The sequence below is a fragment of the Anaerovibrio sp. genome (assembly GCF_024697385.1).
GTDB lineage: Bacteria > Bacillota > Negativicutes > Selenomonadales > Selenomonadaceae > Anaerovibrio.
In genome coordinates, this window is the sequence record NZ_JAILFV010000054.1 from 1 (window position 1) to 16524 (window position 16524).

A 16524-nucleotide genomic window follows, 5' to 3' on the forward strand; every position below is an offset into this window, starting at 1 on the left:
GCAATGTTCAGGCCGACGAATACCATGGGGATTTTACTGTTTCCATAGGAAATGGAATATTAGCGGTATATATATGCTGGCAGGAATAACGCACCAGGCTGTTAATAAAATGACACAAAAAAAGGGAAGCTTTATGATATGACCCTGTCAAAGAGACAGAGGGCACATCATTGCTTCCTTTTTTTTAGTAAAATTTTTCAATTAGCTTACCAATCCTCAATCACCGGAAAAAGGGCCACGCTCCTACGGACAGTCCCCCCGGTATTTATGGATCATTAAAGAATTGAACGCTGGCGAAATGCCTCATAAAGCAATATAGCCACGGCAGCTGATACATTCAAGGACTCTGCCTTCCCAGACATGGGAATGTATACCTTTTGGTCCACCTCATGCAAAAGCTGCGCTGATACACCATTTCCCTCGTTGCCAAAAATTATGGCACATGGGCTGACATAATCGGCCAAATAATGTCTAACAGCCGTATCATCCACGGCAGTGGCTATCAATGGCACTTCATTTTCATGACACACATCCAAAAGTTCATATGGCGAAACACCGGTCATAACCGGAATATTGAACAGGGATCCCATGGATGAACGGACTACCTTATCAGCGAAAATATCTGTGGTTCCCTCCAGACAAACTATTCCTGAACAACCCAAGGCCTCCGCTGTGCGGATGATATTACCTGCATTTCCCGGATCCTGGACACCATCGAGCACAACAATCAAAGGTGCTACCGTCTCCTCCTCATTTACCTTCAGCATTTCCTGCCAGGTAAAGATACGAAGGCTCATGACCAGCAACAGGCCTTGAGGAGTAACTGTGTCAGCAGCTTTGCCATATAGCTGATCGCTAACCTGATAAACAGGACATCCCTTTTCCTGAAGCACCTCTACTATTGCCACCGCCCGTGGATTATTTACAGCTGAATCTGAAATCAGTGCAAACTCCACCGGCCACTCTGAACGGGCTGCCATTTCTGCCAGGCGTACACCTTCTGCCACAAACATATTTTCAGCCTTCCGATGCTTTGGGGAATGCAGTTTGGCAGCCAGCTTTATCTTGGAATTACTGGTACTTTCTATTCGCTCAATCGCCAACATGGTGTCAGCTCCTTTCAAACGGTATTACTAATAAAAAAGAGTTGCCCTAAGGCAACTCTTGAAGTCAAAATTACTGATTTTCCTTGGCAACTGCTACCATCTGGGCAAAAGCATTTGCATCATTAATTGCCAAATCTGCCAGCATCTTGCGGTTTACCTCTACACCAGCCTTGGTGAGACCAGCAATCAGACGGCTGTAAGAAATACCATTTGCGCGTGCTGCTGCATTGATACGGGCAATCCACAGACGACGGAAAACACCCTTCTTGGCACGACGATCACGACGGGCATAATAGAGAGCCTTCATAACGGTCTCATTTGCCTTCTTAAACTGCTTGCTCTTAGAGCCCTTGTAGCCCTTTGCTAATTTCAAAATTTTATTATGACGTTTATGTGCTGTCACGCCGCTTTTAACTCTTGGCATGTTCTTATCCTCCTAAAATATATAAATTGTTTTAATGACTATCAATTAAGCATATGGGAGACACTTGATTGCGCGCTTCTTATCAGCTACAACAACAAGAGCTGCCTTACGCAGGTTACGCTTACGCTTTGGAGATTTCTTCTCCAGGATATGGCTCTTATAAGCCTTGTTTCTTCTAAGTTCACCACTACCAGTTACAGTAAAGCGCTTTGCAGCTGCTCTACGGGTTTTCATTTTCTGCATTATTGTTTTCCTCCTTTAGTTTGAGCCTTAGGGGCTAAAATCATAATCATATTTCTACCTTCAAGTTTGGCATCACGCTCTATGGTTACCGAGTCACCCAAAGCGGCTGCAAACCTGTTGAGAATATCCTTGCCAATTTCAGGATGAGACATCTCACGGCCACGGAACATAATGGTTACCTTGACCTTGTCGCCATCCCCCAGGAACCTGATTGCATTTTTCAGCTTAACATCAAAATCATGCTGTTCAATATTTGGACGAAGTTTTACTTCCTTGATGGAAATTATCTTCTGCTTCTTACGGGCTTCCTTTTCCCGCTTCTGCTTTTCATATCTATACTTGCCATAATCCATAATACGGCATACCGGCGGTTTTGCCTTTGGAGCAATTTCAACCAAATCCAGATGCTGCTCCATGGCCATCTCCAGGGCATCCTTGACCTGCATAAGGCCCAAAGACTGTCCCTCGACATCTGTAACACGAATCTCTCCGCCCCGAACACGGATTTCTTCATTAATTCTCTCAGTTTCCTTACTGATAAAAAACACCTCCCATATATTAAATATAAAAAAATAAAGGGCGACACAATGCCACCCTTTAATACTTAACCTTTATCAAACCCAACTGACCTTATCAGCAGGTGAGAAGCGGTGGCTTCTGCTTTATTCACAAAAAGTATGATACCATGCAAAAACCACCATGTCAACCCAATTATTTAATTTCATCAATATTTATCTGATTTGGTTTCAATTTTTTCCTGAAGCATAGCAATAAACTCATCTACTGACATGGTCCTGGTTTCTTTCTGTCCGTGACAACGAACATTTACAGTGCCATCTGCAACCTCCTGGTCACCTACAACAAGGAGATAAGGAATCTTTTTCACCTGGCCATCACGCATCTTGTAGCCAACCTTTTCATTACGGTCATCCACCTCAACACGATAGCCCATATCAAACATCTTTTTCTTAAGCTCGAAGGCATAATCCATATGCTTGTCAGTGATAGGCAGTATCTTGGCCTGAATAGGTGCCAACCAGGTAGGGAATGCGCCGGCATAATTTTCAATCAATATGCCAATAAAGCGTTCAATTGAACCATAAACTACGCGGTGAATCATTACAGGACGATGTTTCTGACCATCTTCACCCACATAGGTAAGGTCGAACTTCTCCGGCAGCTGCATGTCCAGCTGAATTGTTCCGCACTGCCAGGTACGGCCGATTGAATCCTTCAGATGGAAATCAATTTTCGGACCATAGAAGGCTCCATCGCCCTCATTGACAATGTACTCAAGACCACGATGCTCAAGAGCATTGCGCAGGCCATTGGTAGCCAGCTCCCACATTTCATCTGATCCCATGGAGTTCTCAGGACGGGTAGACAGTTCAGCATGATATTCAAGACCAAAGGTGCTATATACCTCATCAAACAGGTCGATAACCTTCTGAATTTCCTCCTCGATCTGGTCAGGAGTCATGAAAATATGGGCATCATCCTGAGTGAAATTACGAACGCGGAAAAGTCCATGAAGGGCACCGGAAAGCTCATGACGATGAACCAGTCCCAGCTCACCGGCACGAAGCGGTAAATCACGATAGCTGTGCTGCTGGGTCTTGTATACGATCATGCCGCCTGGGCAGTTCATAGGCTTTACAGCGTAATCCTCACCATCAATCTCAGTAAAATACATATTTTCCTTGTAGTGAGCCCAATGTCCGGAACGCTCCCAAAGCTGACGATTCAAAATCATAGGAGTCTTTATTTCCTGATAGCCGTAACGGCGATGAACCTCACGCCAATAATTAATCAATTCATTTCTGATAACCATCCCGTTTGGATGGAAGAAAGGAAAGCCCGGACCTTCCTCATGAAGACTGAACAGGTCAAGCTCCTTGCCCAGTTTGCGGTGATCTCTCTTTGCAGCCTCTTCCAGCATATGGAGATAAGCATCCAGCTCATCCTTCTTTTCAAAGGCAGTACCATATACACGCTGAAGCATCTTGTTGTCCACACTGCCACGCCAGTATGCACCAGCTACGCTCTGGAGCTTCACTGCCTTTACCTTGCCGGTGGATATAACATGAGGGCCGGCACAAAGATCGGTAAATTCACCCTGAGTATAAAGTGAAATCACAGCGTCCTCAGGAAGATCATTAATAAGCTCAACCTTGTAGCCTTCACCTGCTGTCTTGAACATATCAATAGCTTCCTGCCGGCTTACTTCCTTGCGTTCCAGCTTCAGATTTTCCTTGATAATCTTGTTCATTTCCTTCTCGATATCCTTAAGGTCCTCCTCAGTGAGGCGCTTTTCCATATCGATATCATAATAAAACCCGTTATCAATAGCCGGACCAATTGCCAGCTGAACATTTTCGTCCTTGTAAAGTCTCTTGATGGCCTGTGCCAGAATGTGCGAACCGGTATGGCGAAGTGCCCAACGGCCCCCCTCATCCTCAAAGGTCAGGAATTTAATATTTGCATCTTTATCAAGAATGGTAGTAATATCCTTTGTCTCACCATCAATGCTGATTGCCAAAACCTTTTTGGCCAGACTGTTGCTGACTGATTTGACAAAATCAAGACCACTGATACCTGCCTCTACCTCGCGTACTGCTCCATCAGGCATAGTTAATTTAATCATAATTATTCCCCCAAACATCATAGAAATAAAAAATACCCCATCCACATAGGGACGAGGTATACTTCGCGGTTCCACCCTGTTTGCTGCCTAAGCAGCCAACTCAAATGATATTAACGGAATCAACTCCGGCAACACTTATCTCGCATTGCAGCTCCGAAGTGGTGGCACAAGACTCAACTATAGGACTTCACAGCAACTGCCCTTCTCTGAATAGCGAATTTCCGTGTCATGTCTTCTTCTCAGCTTTTCAACTATCTGATTGATTACATATTATATTGCCAGTACAAGTTACTGTCAAGGATAAATTTACAAAAACATTTCATTCCAAGATTAGCGGACAGCTACCTGAACATCTCTTTTTTCCTTTGCCAGTACAGGCACCTGGATTTTTTTGCCGGCCTTTAGCTTTGTAGGATTTTTTATATCGTTGATTTCTATGATAGCTTCTGTCAGTTCCCTGACCTCATCTTTATCATCAGTATATCTGCTGGCAATATTTTCCACACTGTCACCATAATGTATAACAACTGTATCAAACTCAGAGCATCTGAGATATGCATTGGTAAGATTAAGAGGAGCAAGAACAGCTATACCTACAATAATTGCAACTATAAGATTTTTCATGATACACACTCCTTTTTTGAGTATAAAAAGAAAATAAGTTCTTAAAACATCTGTTTGGTTTATAATATCACATAAAAATTTTTCCGTCAATATGTTCGTCGAACAAATTTTCGTTGATTTTATCTGTCCTTTTTGATAGAGTTATACCTATCAAAACCGAAAGGAGTATTGTATGTTAGTTCACGGAGCAGTCATAATTGAACAAGGTGTAACCTTCGCCATCATATCTGTCAAACCCAGTGTCACACAATATACTGTCCGTCTGACCAAATTTCGCCAGGCTATTGCTCCTTATTTTCCAAACATGCCAATTATCCTTATGTCTCAGGACAAAAACGGTACTCCCCACTATTACGGACGAAAGGACATTGTTGAATTTCTGAAAACTGTTCCTCTTAATCGGATACCATGGAAAGTATATCATATCTATTAGATTAAAAAATAATTGGCTGGTCATAAAAATGACCAGCCAATTATTTTTTTGCTGTTATGGGTTACTTTTTACAAATTTTGTCAAACCTGTGAACAATAACCAGCTATATGATTATCACAATAAACAACGGCCAGATCTGAAGCCACCATTACAGCCAACAGCCCTTGTCCAATCAGCCACGAAGCTCTGCGTTAAATTCCCTGCTTACAGCGTCCAGTATCTGTTTGAAGGATTCATCCACCTCTTCATCGGTAAGAGTCTTATCGTTGGACTGGAACTGCATGGTAAAGGCCATACTCTTTTTCCCGTCCTCGATCTGCTTGCCGGTATAAACATCGAACAATGTAACATTCTTGAAAAATTTACCGCCGTTTCTGGCAATAGTATCCTCAATATCAGAGGCATTAACCTCCTCATCCACCAGCATGGCCAAATCTCTGACAATCGCCGGATATCTAGGCAGGACATCAAAATTAAATTTATCTGAGCTGTATTTCATGAGGGTAGGCACATCCATCTCAAAAATATAGGCCTTTTTGGAAATTCCGAGATTTTCGGCTACCTGTGGATGAAGCTCACCCACGGCTGCTACAATTTCCCTGCCCTTCTTGAAAAGTGCCGTTTTTCCAGGATGCATGGCCATGTATTCACCGGCCTCCACATGGCAGTTGTTGATATTGAGTCTTACCAAAAGCTCCTCAACAATCCCCTTGGCATCGTAGAAATCCACCATTTCATTGTCAGTGTTCCAGCTCATAGGATTACGGCGTCCTGACATGAAGCCGGCTACCTTCACCACCTCATCAGGCAGCTCCGTAAGCGGCAGTTCCTTTGGATAAAATACCGGTGCCACATCATAGAGACGGATATCCTCATTTTTACGGGAAAGGTTGCGGACTGCATTCTCCAGTACGCTTGCCAAAAGGCTTGTACGAACCAAAGGAGCCTCATCAGTCAAAGGATTCATTATAGGAATTGCCTTTCGCAGGGGGCTGTCAGCCGGCAGCAGCATTTTATCGAACATTTCCGGATTGGTAAAGCTGAAGGACAGCTCTTCATTCATGCCGATATGGGTCAAGGTCACCTTGATACGGTCGATGAAATCCTGAAGTGGGCTCTGGACGCCCTGGACCATTGTTCCCCTCGGAGTAGTTGCTTCAATATTTTCGAAGCCATATATACGGGCAACCTCCTCTGACAGGTCCTCCATAAAGGTCACATCATTTCTCCAGGAAGGTACGGCTACAGTGTATCCGCCATTACCATCTGCTTTGCACCTGAATTCAAGGCTCTCAAGAATTTCCACCATCTTCTCGGAAGCTATGTCAGTTCCCAGACGGTTGTTGATCTGCTCAGGGGTAAAAGCTACTGTTACAGGCTGCTTTTCTACAGGATAAACATCCACTATTCCCTTGGTTACAGTGCAGGCACCCATATCCTGCAAAAGCTGGGCTGCCCTATCCAGTGCACGGGTGGTTTGGGTTACATCCACACCGCGTTCAAAACGGCCGGAGGCCTCCGAATGAAGTCCACAGGCCCTGGAGGTACGGCGAATGCTTGCCCCATTGAAGGAAGCCGCTTCCAATACAACAGTGACAGTATTGTCAGTGACCTCAGATTCGAGTCCTCCCATTACGCCAGCCAGGCCAGCCGGTTTATCAGCATCGGCAATGACCAGTTCCTCTCCCTTAGCTACCCTGGAGGAATCATCCAGAGTATGCAGGTTTTCTCCAGGTACAGCCTTACGGGCAGTCAGGCTTTTGCCGGAGATATGGTCATAATCGTAGGCGTGCATAGGCTGACCAAGCTCCACCATAACAAAGTTGGTCACATCGACCACATTGTTGATAGCACGAATTCCGGCCCTTTCCAGACGGCAACGCATCCATTCAGGGGATTCCATAATTTTCACATTTTTCAGTACACGGGCAGAAAACCGGGAGCACAGCTCCGGTGCATCTATGCCAATCTTTATCATATCAGTGGCCAGGGCATCATCGTCCTCCACAGCCTTTATCACCGGCCACTTAGGTGTATTGCCGGTGAGCACAGCTACCTCACGCACCAGTCCAAATACACTGAAGCAGTCACCACGATTAGCCGTAAGCTCGAATTCCAATATATCATCATCCAACCCCAGGGTATCCTTTACCGGCATGCCAATCTGAGTATCAGCCGGAAGTATGTATATGCCATTCTTCTGATCGTCACGCAGGGCACTGAGATCCATATTCATTTCCTCGGCAGAGCAAAGCATACCGTTGGAAGGAACGCCCCTGAGTTTTCCCTTGGATATTTTCATTCCATTTGGCAGCTTGGCACCTATCATTGCCACAGGGACAATATCCCCCTGCCGTACATTCTGGGCACCGGTAACTATCTGGATGTTTTCAGGCTGTCCCACATTAACCTGGGTGATGAACATATGATCAGAATCAGGGTGCCTCTTTATTTCCTCCACCCTTCCTGTAACTACCTTATCCAAGCCCTCACCTGCATGAACAACATTTTCCACAGGAATTCCTGCCATGGTAAGCTTATCAGCCAGTTCATCAGAGGTCTCTGTAAAATCTATATAATCGTGAAGCCATTTAATTGATACCTGCATTTTTTCTCTCCTCCCTATTAAAACTGTTCCAACAAACGAGTGTCATTGTCATAGAACAGACGAAGATCATCGATACCGTATTTCAGCATGGTAATGCGCTCAACCCCCATACCGAAGGCAAATCCGCTGACCTTTGAAGGATCGTAGCCACTCATCTTGAGTACATTTGGATGAATCATACCGGCACCAAGGATTTCCAGCCAGCCAGTGCCCTTGCATACACGGCAGCCCTTGCCCTTGCACATTACACAGGATATATCCACCTCTGTACTTGGCTCAGTAAATGGGAAAAAGCTTGGCCGCAGGCGTACCTGAACATCCTTGTTGAAAATCTGTCTGAGAAAATCCTCAAGGGTCCCCTTCAGATCAGAAAAGCTGATGTTTTTATCAATAACCATCCCCTCAATCTGGGTAAACATAGGAGAATGGGTAGCATCATAATCATCACGGCGATACACCCGGCCCGGAGCAATCATGCGGATAGGGCTGTTAGGCTCATGAGCCTGCATGGTACGAGCCTGTACCGGTGAAGTCTGAGAACGCATCAGGATATCTTCAGTGATATAAAAGGAATCCTGCATATCCCTTGCCGGATGATCCTTAGGAAGATTCAGTGCCTCGAAATTGAAATAATCCTTTTCTATCTCAGGACCTTCCTCCACACTGAAACCCATGCGCATAAAAATATCCTTTATTTCCATCAATGTCAATGTAAGGGGATGAATATGGCCATGATTTGTCTTGCGGCCAGGCAGGGTAACATCAATGCTCTCATTGGCAAGCTTGGCGGCCATGGCCTTGTGCTTCAGTTCATTATTTTTTTCTGAAATCAGTTTTTCCAGCTGCTCCCTGGCTTCATTGACTATCTGGCCTACGCGTGGGCGTTCCTCAGGGCTGAGCTTGCCAAGTCCACGCAGCAATGCAGTCAGTTCCCCTTTTTTGCCAAGATATTTTACACGGACATCGTTTAAATCATTCAGAGTTCCGGCTACATTCTGTATAGCCTTGGTTGCCTCCTGACGAAGCTGTTCAATTTTGGTTTCCATAATTGCCTCCTAGAAATGAATTTTTCAAAAATCCCTGATGGCAAGTTTCTTTTACTGATACACCAGGCAATATCCATCGGCAAAAATCCACCGGATGATTTTTCCCTCGGGAAAAACTTAATAATGGCGTAATAAAAGACCCTCACCCAAAAAGGGGCGAAGGTCTAGTTCGCGGTACCACCCTAATTTATAACTCATTTAAGCCTTAACGCAGCATACGCTTTGGCTAAATCTCTTCACCAAAGAGGCTCCGGAGTGAACTTCACCATGCTTTAGCCGCCCTGTTCTCAATTATCAGGACTCCCTGTGGGCATACGGCCTGGCTACTCTCTCTTTCTCTGCCTAATACAAGGTATTTTAACACTATCTAAAAAATATTGCAATATTTTTTGAATAATGTCTTTCCTCCATGCTCTCCTGTTCATCGGCAAGAGCTACTCGGTTTTCAATTCATCTGCAGCTTTACGGTTCATGCTGCACCTGGACAAGCCAAAAAAAACGGCCTCCAATGGTGAAATATTATCTGTTGTTGTCCCACAGGTCTGGGTGCTGACTACATTGCCATAGGCATCTGTCAGCTCCTCATTTACAGTCACCTGATATACATGCTTCTTTAGCAGCTTGGCATCAATGGTTACATGGGATATTCTGCCACATTGCTGTTTTCTCGCTTCCCTCATCTGGTCAGCATACTTTTCCTCCACACCGTCCACAGCTTCCTTAAAGCCATAACAGCTCATGATATCCGAAAGCTGCATCATATAATCTTTATCGTTGATAATATCATCCGGTAAATCTATTACCGCCGGACACATATACACGCGATCTGCAAACATTTCCTTACGCAGGGAAAACTGGTCTGTATTATCGGTCTGGGGAGCAATTACCTTAAGCTGTATTCCTGCCTTATCAAGTGCATCAAGATAATTGCGTATGGAATAATCAAGATATTCCGACATGCTGTGACTGAACCTGTGAGAATTTGCATTGCGCTTGCACTTTACTTCATTTCCTGTCTGTACATAGCCGGATTTCAGCATCTGAAGCATATACTGTACCGGGTCTCCACTCATTGTGTAACGGGTATGGTTCAACTTTTTGCCATACATATCGGCAAAGACCTGATTTCCCACCGCAGGAGCACCAAAGGTTACCACCTCGATCCCGTTTGGATCCATTCCCATGGCTTCCAGGCGACAGCCCAGAAGTACAGATACGGCTCCCCCCAGACTATGTCCGGTGAGAATCACCTGGTCCTTATCGGATTCTGCCAGGTCAAATATGTAGTCCACACCCATGGAGCCATCGTCTTTTTTTGTAAAAAAAGCTGTCTGGGTATAATCATTAAAGCCACGATGTACTAATGGCTGATTTGATTTTACATCCTGAGTCCGGGCAAGCTCAGCAAATTCCTCAGGTGACGCCCCACCAAAAAGTACCTTGCCAAGCCTAAGATCCACTTCCACATCCTTCAGCTTTTCCGTTCCCGGTATGGCCACAATATTGACATACCGGCCCAACACCTTGTCAGGTTCCCTGGACTTGAATATGAAAAAATTGGCATTGGCCTTCTTGTTCTGATTATTGTATTCAGTAAGGTCATAGCCAAAATGTGAACTGACGGTGCGTATTACACCGTTAAGCTGACTGTCATATGCCAGGATATCCCCAAGAGCACACAGGAACTGTATTGACGCTGTCTGCACCTCAGAGGCGGCAGATGCCGGACTGATAGCCATTACTATTAACAAGGCTGTCGTAAGTACTACTTTATTCATCAACGCAAATGCCTTATAGGCGCATTTTGAAATCTTCATAGCCAAACTCCCTTATTATCTTCACCTTACCGTTATTGTCTACAGCACATATTGCCGGCAATGGCATTCCATTAAAGGTATTATTTTTTACCATTGTATAGATTGCCATATCACCGAACAAAAGCCGGTCCCCCACTGACAAAGGCGCATCAAATGAATATTCACCAATGGTATCCCCTGCCAAACAGGTTGGTCCGGCCAAGGTATAATTAAAAGCCTTTTCCCCGGGCTCTCCTGCTCCCAGCAAAGGTGGCCGATATGGCATTTCCAATACATCCGGCATATGACAGGCAGCAGATGTGTCCATAATCCCAATGGATGCTTTTCGCCCATTAACATCATCCGCTTCTATAAGTTCCAATACGGTAGCCACCAAAAAGCCGGCATCCAGGGCCACAGCTTCACCAGGCTCCAAATAAACTGTTAGCCCGTATTGTTGCTGCATTCTGCGGATACACTGCTCCAACAGGTCAATATTATAATCCTCCCGGGTAATATGATGCCCACCGCCAAAATTAATCCACTCCAGCCCTTTCAGGATTTTTCCGAATTTCTGTTCCACAGCTTCAAGCGTCTCAGCCAACGGCTCAGCCCCCTGCTCGCACAGGGTGTGAAAATGCAGGCCTCGTATACCATACATGAATTGCCCGTCACCATCCTCAGCGATGGCCTCCTCCAACTCACTCAGCTTGGTTCCCAAGCGTGAATCACCGGAACAGGGGTCATAAATGGCATGCTCTGCAGGCTGAGTGGAGTGCTCCGGATTGATTCTGAGACCATAGGAGCGTCCTGCCTTGGCAGCCATCGGTGCAAAATGTTTCAGCTGTCCTATGGAATTGAAAATTATGTGATCACATATATCTAAAATCTCCGGAAAGTCCTTATCCTGATAAGCCGGGGAGAAAACATGATTCTCCCCGCCAAATTCCTCATGCCCAAGCCTTGCCTCAAACAGCCCGCTGGCTGCGGTCCCCTTTAAAAATTCTCTCATAAGAGGATAAAAATGATACATGGAAAAAGCTTTTTGGGCCAATAATACCCGGCAACCCGTTCTGTCCTGAAGTCCCTTCAGGATTTCCAGATTGTGCCTCAGACGCGATTCTTCCACCACATAGGCAGGAGACGGCACAGAGCTCAGCCATCCAGGCTGATAATCATGTCCCATTATTCCACCAAATCCGGATTATGGCTTTCCTGCCATGGAAGTCCCCATTTGTTCAGTGCTTCCATAAACGGATCAGGATCAAATTCCTCAATATTGTATACACCAGGCTTTCTCCATGTGCCATTCATTACCAGCATGGCACCAATCATGGCAGGTACACCGGTAGTATATGAAATGGCCTGGGAACCAACTTCCTTGTAGCATTCCTGATGGTCGCAGACATTATACAGGTAATAGGTCTTGTCCTTACCGTCCTTTTTGCCACGGAAAATACATCCAATATTGGTCTTACCCACAGTACGGGGACCAAGACTGGCTGGATCCGGCAGCACAGCTTTAAGGAACTGCAGTGGAACAATCTGCTTCCCTTCAAATTCGATTGGTTCAATAGAAGTCATCCCTACATTTTCCAGGCACTTCAAATGGCGAAGATAGCTTTCGCCAAAGGTCATGAAAAATCTTATACGCTTAATTCCCGGAATATTGATGCCGAGGGATTCCAGCTCCTCATGATGGAGAAGATACATATCCTTTGGACCCACCTCAGGAAAATCGTATACACGCTTGATTTCCATAGGTTCAGTCTCAATCCATTTACCGTCCTCCCAATAGCTGCCCTTGGCAGAAACCTCGCGGATATTGATTTCCGGGTTAAAATTGGTGGCAAAGGGATATCCATGATCACCGGCGTTGCAGTCCAGTATATCTATATAGTTTATTTCGTCAAACTCATGCTTGAGGGCATAGGCGCTGAATACACCTGTAACACCCGGATCAAAGCCTGAACCCAGCAGTGCAGTAATACCGGCCTTTTCAAAGCGTTCACGATATGCCCACTGCCATTTGTACTCGAATTTTGCAGTATCCTCCGGCTCATAATTGGCAGTATCCACATAGCTTACCTTACATTCAAGGCAGGCATCCATTATGGTAAGATCCTGATATGGCAGTGCCAGATTCAGTACGACATCCGGATTCACCTTCCTGATAAGGGTTACCAGCTCAGGTACATTGTTGGCATCTACCTGGGCAGTTGTAATCCTGCATACATTTCCATACTGTTTTTCCAGCACCTCCTTCAGCTTGTCGCACTTGCTTTTGGTACGGCTGGCAATACATATTTCCTGAAACTGCTCATGATTCTGAACGCATTTGTGAATTGCTACACTGGCTACACCACCGCAGCCAATAACTAATACCTTTCCCATTGAATAATCTCCTTTGCCAATCAAAATTTATACTATCTTAGGCCCCCGTATAAAAGGCTCCTCTAATTTTAAAAGCATTTCCCTGAGTAGCTTAAGCGCCGCTGCAGTAGAGGCTCCACTTTGATCAAGCCCTGGGGAAAGCTCCACCATATCACAGGCAACCACATTAAGGCCACAGCCCTGTACAGCTGCAGCCATAAGCTCCCCAAAGGACACGCCCCCATATTCAGGGGTACCAGTCCCCGGAAATACCGATGGATCCATAACATCCAAATCAATGGTAAAATATACCGGTTTTCCCTGTAAGGCTGCCAGGGCCTCCGGAAGGCCCTTCAGATCAAATTTATGGAGGTGGGTATGTTCCCTGGCCCACATAAATTCCTCACGCATTCCGCTGCGAATCCCTAGCTGCCATATTCTGTCATCTCCTACCAGGTCCCAAGCCCTTCTGATAACAGAGGCATGGGACAGCCTGGCGCCCAGATACTCATCCCGCAGGTCTGTATGGGCATCAAAATGAAGAATATGCAGATCCGGATATTTTTTTACTGCTGCCCTGATTGCTCCCAGGGAAACTAAATGCTCTCCCCCGATCAAAAAAGGCAGCTTATTGGCTGACAGTATTTCTGAAGCCCGTGCCTCAATATCCGCCAGGGCCTTTTCAGTATCCCCAAAGGAAAGCTCCAAATCCCCACTGTCAAATACTGCCGCATCCTCCATATCCAGGTCCTGATAAGGGCTGTAGGTTTCCAAACCATAAGACTCCCCACGCATTATCCTGCTGGCAAATCTCGTACCCGGACGGTAGGAGGTGGTACTGTCAAAGGGAGCTCCAAAAAGTACAATTCTGGCCTGCTCAAAATCTGCCTCACAGCCCAAAAAGGTTTCTATATTAGGCTTCAACATCTCTCAGCATCTCCTCCACATATGTAGGCAGAGCAAAGGACCCGGCATGAAGCGCAGTATTATAATATTTTGTCCTTATGCCCAGTGAATTCCACCTGTCCCAATCCACATCCCTGACAGGATGATATTTTTTGGAGGCAAAGCCAAAAAGCCAGTGCCCCGAAGGATAGGTAGGAATATGAACCTGATACACCTTGCTTATAGGAAATGACTGGCAAATCCTTTTATGTGCCCGCTGCATGGCATAGGCATCACTTTCATAAAATGGGCTTTCATGCTGATTGACCATTATTCCATCATCATGAAGCGCCTTGAAGCAGTTACCATAAAATTCCCTGGTAAACAGGCCCTCTCCCGGGCCAAAGGGATCGGTGGAGTCCACGATAATAACATCATATTCATCATTGACCCGGCGTATGAATTTCAAGCCATCCTCATAAAAGCAGTGTACCTTCGGATTATCCAGCTGACAGGCGGTTTGTGGCAGGTATTCCTTGCTTACATTGACCACTTCCTCGTCTATTTCCACCAAATCCACTGACTCAACGCTGTCATAGCGCAGCAGTTCCCGAACTGTACCGCCATCACCGCCGCCGATTACCAGAATTTTTTTTGCTGCAGGATGAACGCACATCGCCACATGGGTAATCATTTCGTGATATATAAATTCGTCCTTTTCCGTCAGCATCAGGTAACCGTCCAGGGTAAGTACCCGCCCGAATTCCTTTGATTCAAAAACATCTATCCGCTGCAGGTCACTTTCCCCGGAATAAAGCTGCTTATCCACCTTAATGGAAAAGCTGGCGTATTCCGTATGTTTTTCAGTATACCATAGCTCCATTTTATCACCTTATTTCATAACATTGAGATGTTTTATGTCCATGTCCTCCGGTCCCGTCATAGAACACCCTTTTTTCTTGGCATAGCGAATGTATTGAAGGATTTCCTCAGTGACCTTCTCACCCGGAGCCAATATTGGTATTCCCGGTGGATAGCACATGACAAATTCACTGCATATCCTGCCAAGAGTCTCGTCAAGAGGAAGTGATTCCTTGTCTCCATAAAAGGCCTCCTGTGGCGGATAAACCACCTGAGGACTGATGTATTCAGCTTTAAGCATTTTGCGCCCGGTCTGACGGTAATTGCGTCTGATTTCTGCCAGGGCAGATACCAGTCTTTCTATATCCTTCGGCCTGTCTCCTACAGACACATAGGCCAATAAATTGGCAATATCGCCAAATTCAGTCTGAATATCGTATTCATCCCGCAGCAGATCATACACCTCAATACCTGCAAGACCTATCGACCTGGTATATACCGACAACTTGGTGATATCAAAATCAAAAATAGAATCCCCGTTTATCAGCTCCGAGGAATAAGCATAATAATCACCAATAGTATTGATTTCGTCCCGCGCATATTCCACCTGGGTTATGATTCGGTCAATTATTTCCTTTCCCCTAAGAGCCATATTTCTTCTGGAAACATCCAGACTGGCCAGGAGAAGATAAGAAGCACTGGTGGTCTGAGTAAGATTGATGATCTGATGCACATAGCCCTCTGATACCCTATCACCTATGAGTAAAATGGAGCTTTGGGTAAGGGACCCACCTGATTTGTGCATTGAAACAGCTGCCATATCTGCACCTACAGACATGGCAGCAGCAGGCAATTTATCACTGAAATATAAATGAGCCCCATGGGCCTCATCGGCCAGGAGCAGCATACCGTTATCATGGGCCAGCTTCGTTATGGATTTTATGTCCGAACATATTCCATAATAAGTGGGATTATTTACAAATACAGCCTTGGCATCAGGATTCTCCCTGATGGCCCTTGCCACATCATCAACACTCATTCCCAAGGAAATACCCAGCATTGAGTCCATCTGAGGATTAACATATACAGGCACTGCTCCACACAAAATCATGGCATTAATGGCACTGCGATGCACATTACGGGGCATGATTATCTTATCCCCACGCTTGCAGGCTGTTAATATCATGGCCTGGACGGCGGAGGTTGTTCCACCTACCATAAAAAAAGCATGAGCCGCACCAAAGGCCTCTGCCGCCAATTCCTCAGCATCCCTGATGACAGATATCGGATGACACAGATTATCCAACATCTTCATGGAATTAACATCCACAGACAGGCATTTCTCTCCCAAAAACTCCGTCAGCTCAGGATTGCCACGCCCTCGCTTGTGGCCTGGCACATCGAAGGGAACCAGCCGTGCCCGTTTCATTTTTTCCAGTGCCTCAAGTATCGGGGCCCTGTCCTGAGAAAAATATTCCATC

The 16524-nt window shown here is 45.5% G+C and carries 15 protein-coding genes and 2 other annotated features; of the genes, 1 reads left to right on the forward strand and 14 read right to left on the reverse strand.

Annotation, left to right across the window (positions count from 1 at the left end; all coding sequences use genetic code 11):
• Positions 1-275 precede the first annotated feature (275 nt).
• The 6 genes from K6C05_RS02530 to K6C05_RS02555 form a co-directional block, all read right to left on the reverse strand.
• Positions 276-1106 (reverse strand): RNA methyltransferase, encoded by an 831-nt coding sequence (locus tag K6C05_RS02530; protein ID WP_296730869.1) that lies wholly within the window; start codon positions 1104-1106, stop codon positions 276-278.
• A gap of 70 nt (positions 1107-1176) precedes the next feature.
• Positions 1177-1530 carry a 50S ribosomal protein L20 gene (gene rplT, locus K6C05_RS02535; protein WP_296730870.1) on the reverse strand — a complete coding sequence of 118 codons (354 nt, stop codon included), beginning with the start codon at positions 1528-1530 and terminating at the stop codon, positions 1177-1179.
• Positions 1531-1575: 45 nt separating this feature from the next.
• Positions 1576-1773 (reverse strand): 50S ribosomal protein L35, encoded by a 198-nt coding sequence (rpmI, locus tag K6C05_RS02540; protein WP_296730871.1) that lies wholly within the window; start codon positions 1771-1773, stop codon positions 1576-1578.
• Entirely contained in the window at positions 1773-2321 is a 549-nt protein-coding gene (gene infC / locus K6C05_RS02545; protein WP_296730872.1) for a translation initiation factor IF-3, read from the reverse strand. The genes rpmI and infC overlap by 1 nt, the downstream gene beginning before the upstream one ends.
• 13 nt (positions 2322-2334) lie before the next feature.
• Positions 2335-2442: a sequence feature (ribosomal protein L20 leader region), on the reverse strand.
• Positions 2443-2497: 55 nt separating this feature from the next.
• A complete protein-coding gene (thrS, locus tag K6C05_RS02550) occupies positions 2498-4417 on the reverse strand; it encodes a threonine--tRNA ligase (RefSeq protein WP_296730874.1) in 1920 nt (639 codons plus the stop codon).
• A gap of 330 nt (positions 4418-4747) precedes the next feature.
• The gene (locus tag K6C05_RS02555; RefSeq protein ID WP_296730875.1) at positions 4748-5041 is read right to left on the reverse strand and encodes a LysM peptidoglycan-binding domain-containing protein; all 294 of its coding nucleotides are present in this window, start codon (positions 5039-5041) and stop codon (positions 4748-4750) included.
• A 172-nt stretch (positions 5042-5213) separates the two neighbouring features.
• On the opposite strand from K6C05_RS02555, the gene K6C05_RS10995 reads away from it, so the two are divergent.
• A complete protein-coding gene (locus K6C05_RS10995) occupies positions 5214-5474 on the forward strand; it encodes a hypothetical protein (protein WP_363317154.1) in 261 nt (86 codons plus the stop codon).
• A 172-nt stretch (positions 5475-5646) separates the two neighbouring features.
• Here the strand turns inward: K6C05_RS10995 and pheT are convergent, their stop codons facing one another.
• The 8 genes from pheT to K6C05_RS02595 form a co-directional block, all read right to left on the reverse strand.
• Positions 5647-8082 (reverse strand): phenylalanine--tRNA ligase subunit beta, encoded by a 2436-nt coding sequence (pheT, locus tag K6C05_RS02560; RefSeq protein ID WP_296730876.1) that lies wholly within the window; start codon positions 8080-8082, stop codon positions 5647-5649.
• 17 nt (positions 8083-8099) lie between these two features.
• Positions 8100-9128 (reverse strand): phenylalanine--tRNA ligase subunit alpha, encoded by a 1029-nt coding sequence (gene pheS, locus K6C05_RS02565; protein WP_296730877.1) that lies wholly within the window; start codon positions 9126-9128, stop codon positions 8100-8102.
• A gap of 149 nt (positions 9129-9277) precedes the next feature.
• Positions 9278-9476: a binding site (T-box leader), on the reverse strand.
• 86 nt (positions 9477-9562) lie between these two features.
• Positions 9563-10945 (reverse strand): lipase family protein, encoded by a 1383-nt coding sequence (locus K6C05_RS02570; RefSeq protein ID WP_296730878.1) that lies wholly within the window; start codon positions 10943-10945, stop codon positions 9563-9565.
• Positions 10920-12110, reverse strand: a complete 1191-nt coding sequence (gene nspC, locus K6C05_RS02575; RefSeq protein WP_296730880.1) for a carboxynorspermidine decarboxylase — start codon at positions 12108-12110, stop codon at positions 10920-10922. The genes K6C05_RS02570 and nspC overlap by 26 nt, the downstream gene beginning before the upstream one ends.
• Complete coding sequence (locus K6C05_RS02580; protein ID WP_296730881.1) at positions 12110-13318, reverse strand: saccharopine dehydrogenase family protein; 1209 nt, start codon at positions 13316-13318, stop codon at positions 12110-12112. Before K6C05_RS02580 ends, nspC begins: the two co-directional genes overlap by 1 nt.
• A gap of 27 nt (positions 13319-13345) precedes the next feature.
• Complete coding sequence (gene speB / locus K6C05_RS02585) at positions 13346-14224, reverse strand: agmatinase (protein WP_296730883.1); 879 nt, start codon at positions 14222-14224, stop codon at positions 13346-13348.
• Positions 14211-15065, reverse strand: a complete 855-nt coding sequence (speE, locus tag K6C05_RS02590; RefSeq protein WP_296730885.1) for a polyamine aminopropyltransferase — start codon at positions 15063-15065, stop codon at positions 14211-14213. The genes speB and speE overlap by 14 nt, the downstream gene beginning before the upstream one ends.
• A 9-nt stretch (positions 15066-15074) precedes the next feature.
• Positions 15075-16523 carry an aminotransferase class I/II-fold pyridoxal phosphate-dependent enzyme gene (locus tag K6C05_RS02595; protein WP_296730886.1) on the reverse strand — a complete coding sequence of 483 codons (1449 nt, stop codon included), beginning with the start codon at positions 16521-16523 and terminating at the stop codon, positions 15075-15077.
• Position 16524: the final 1 nt, after the last annotated feature.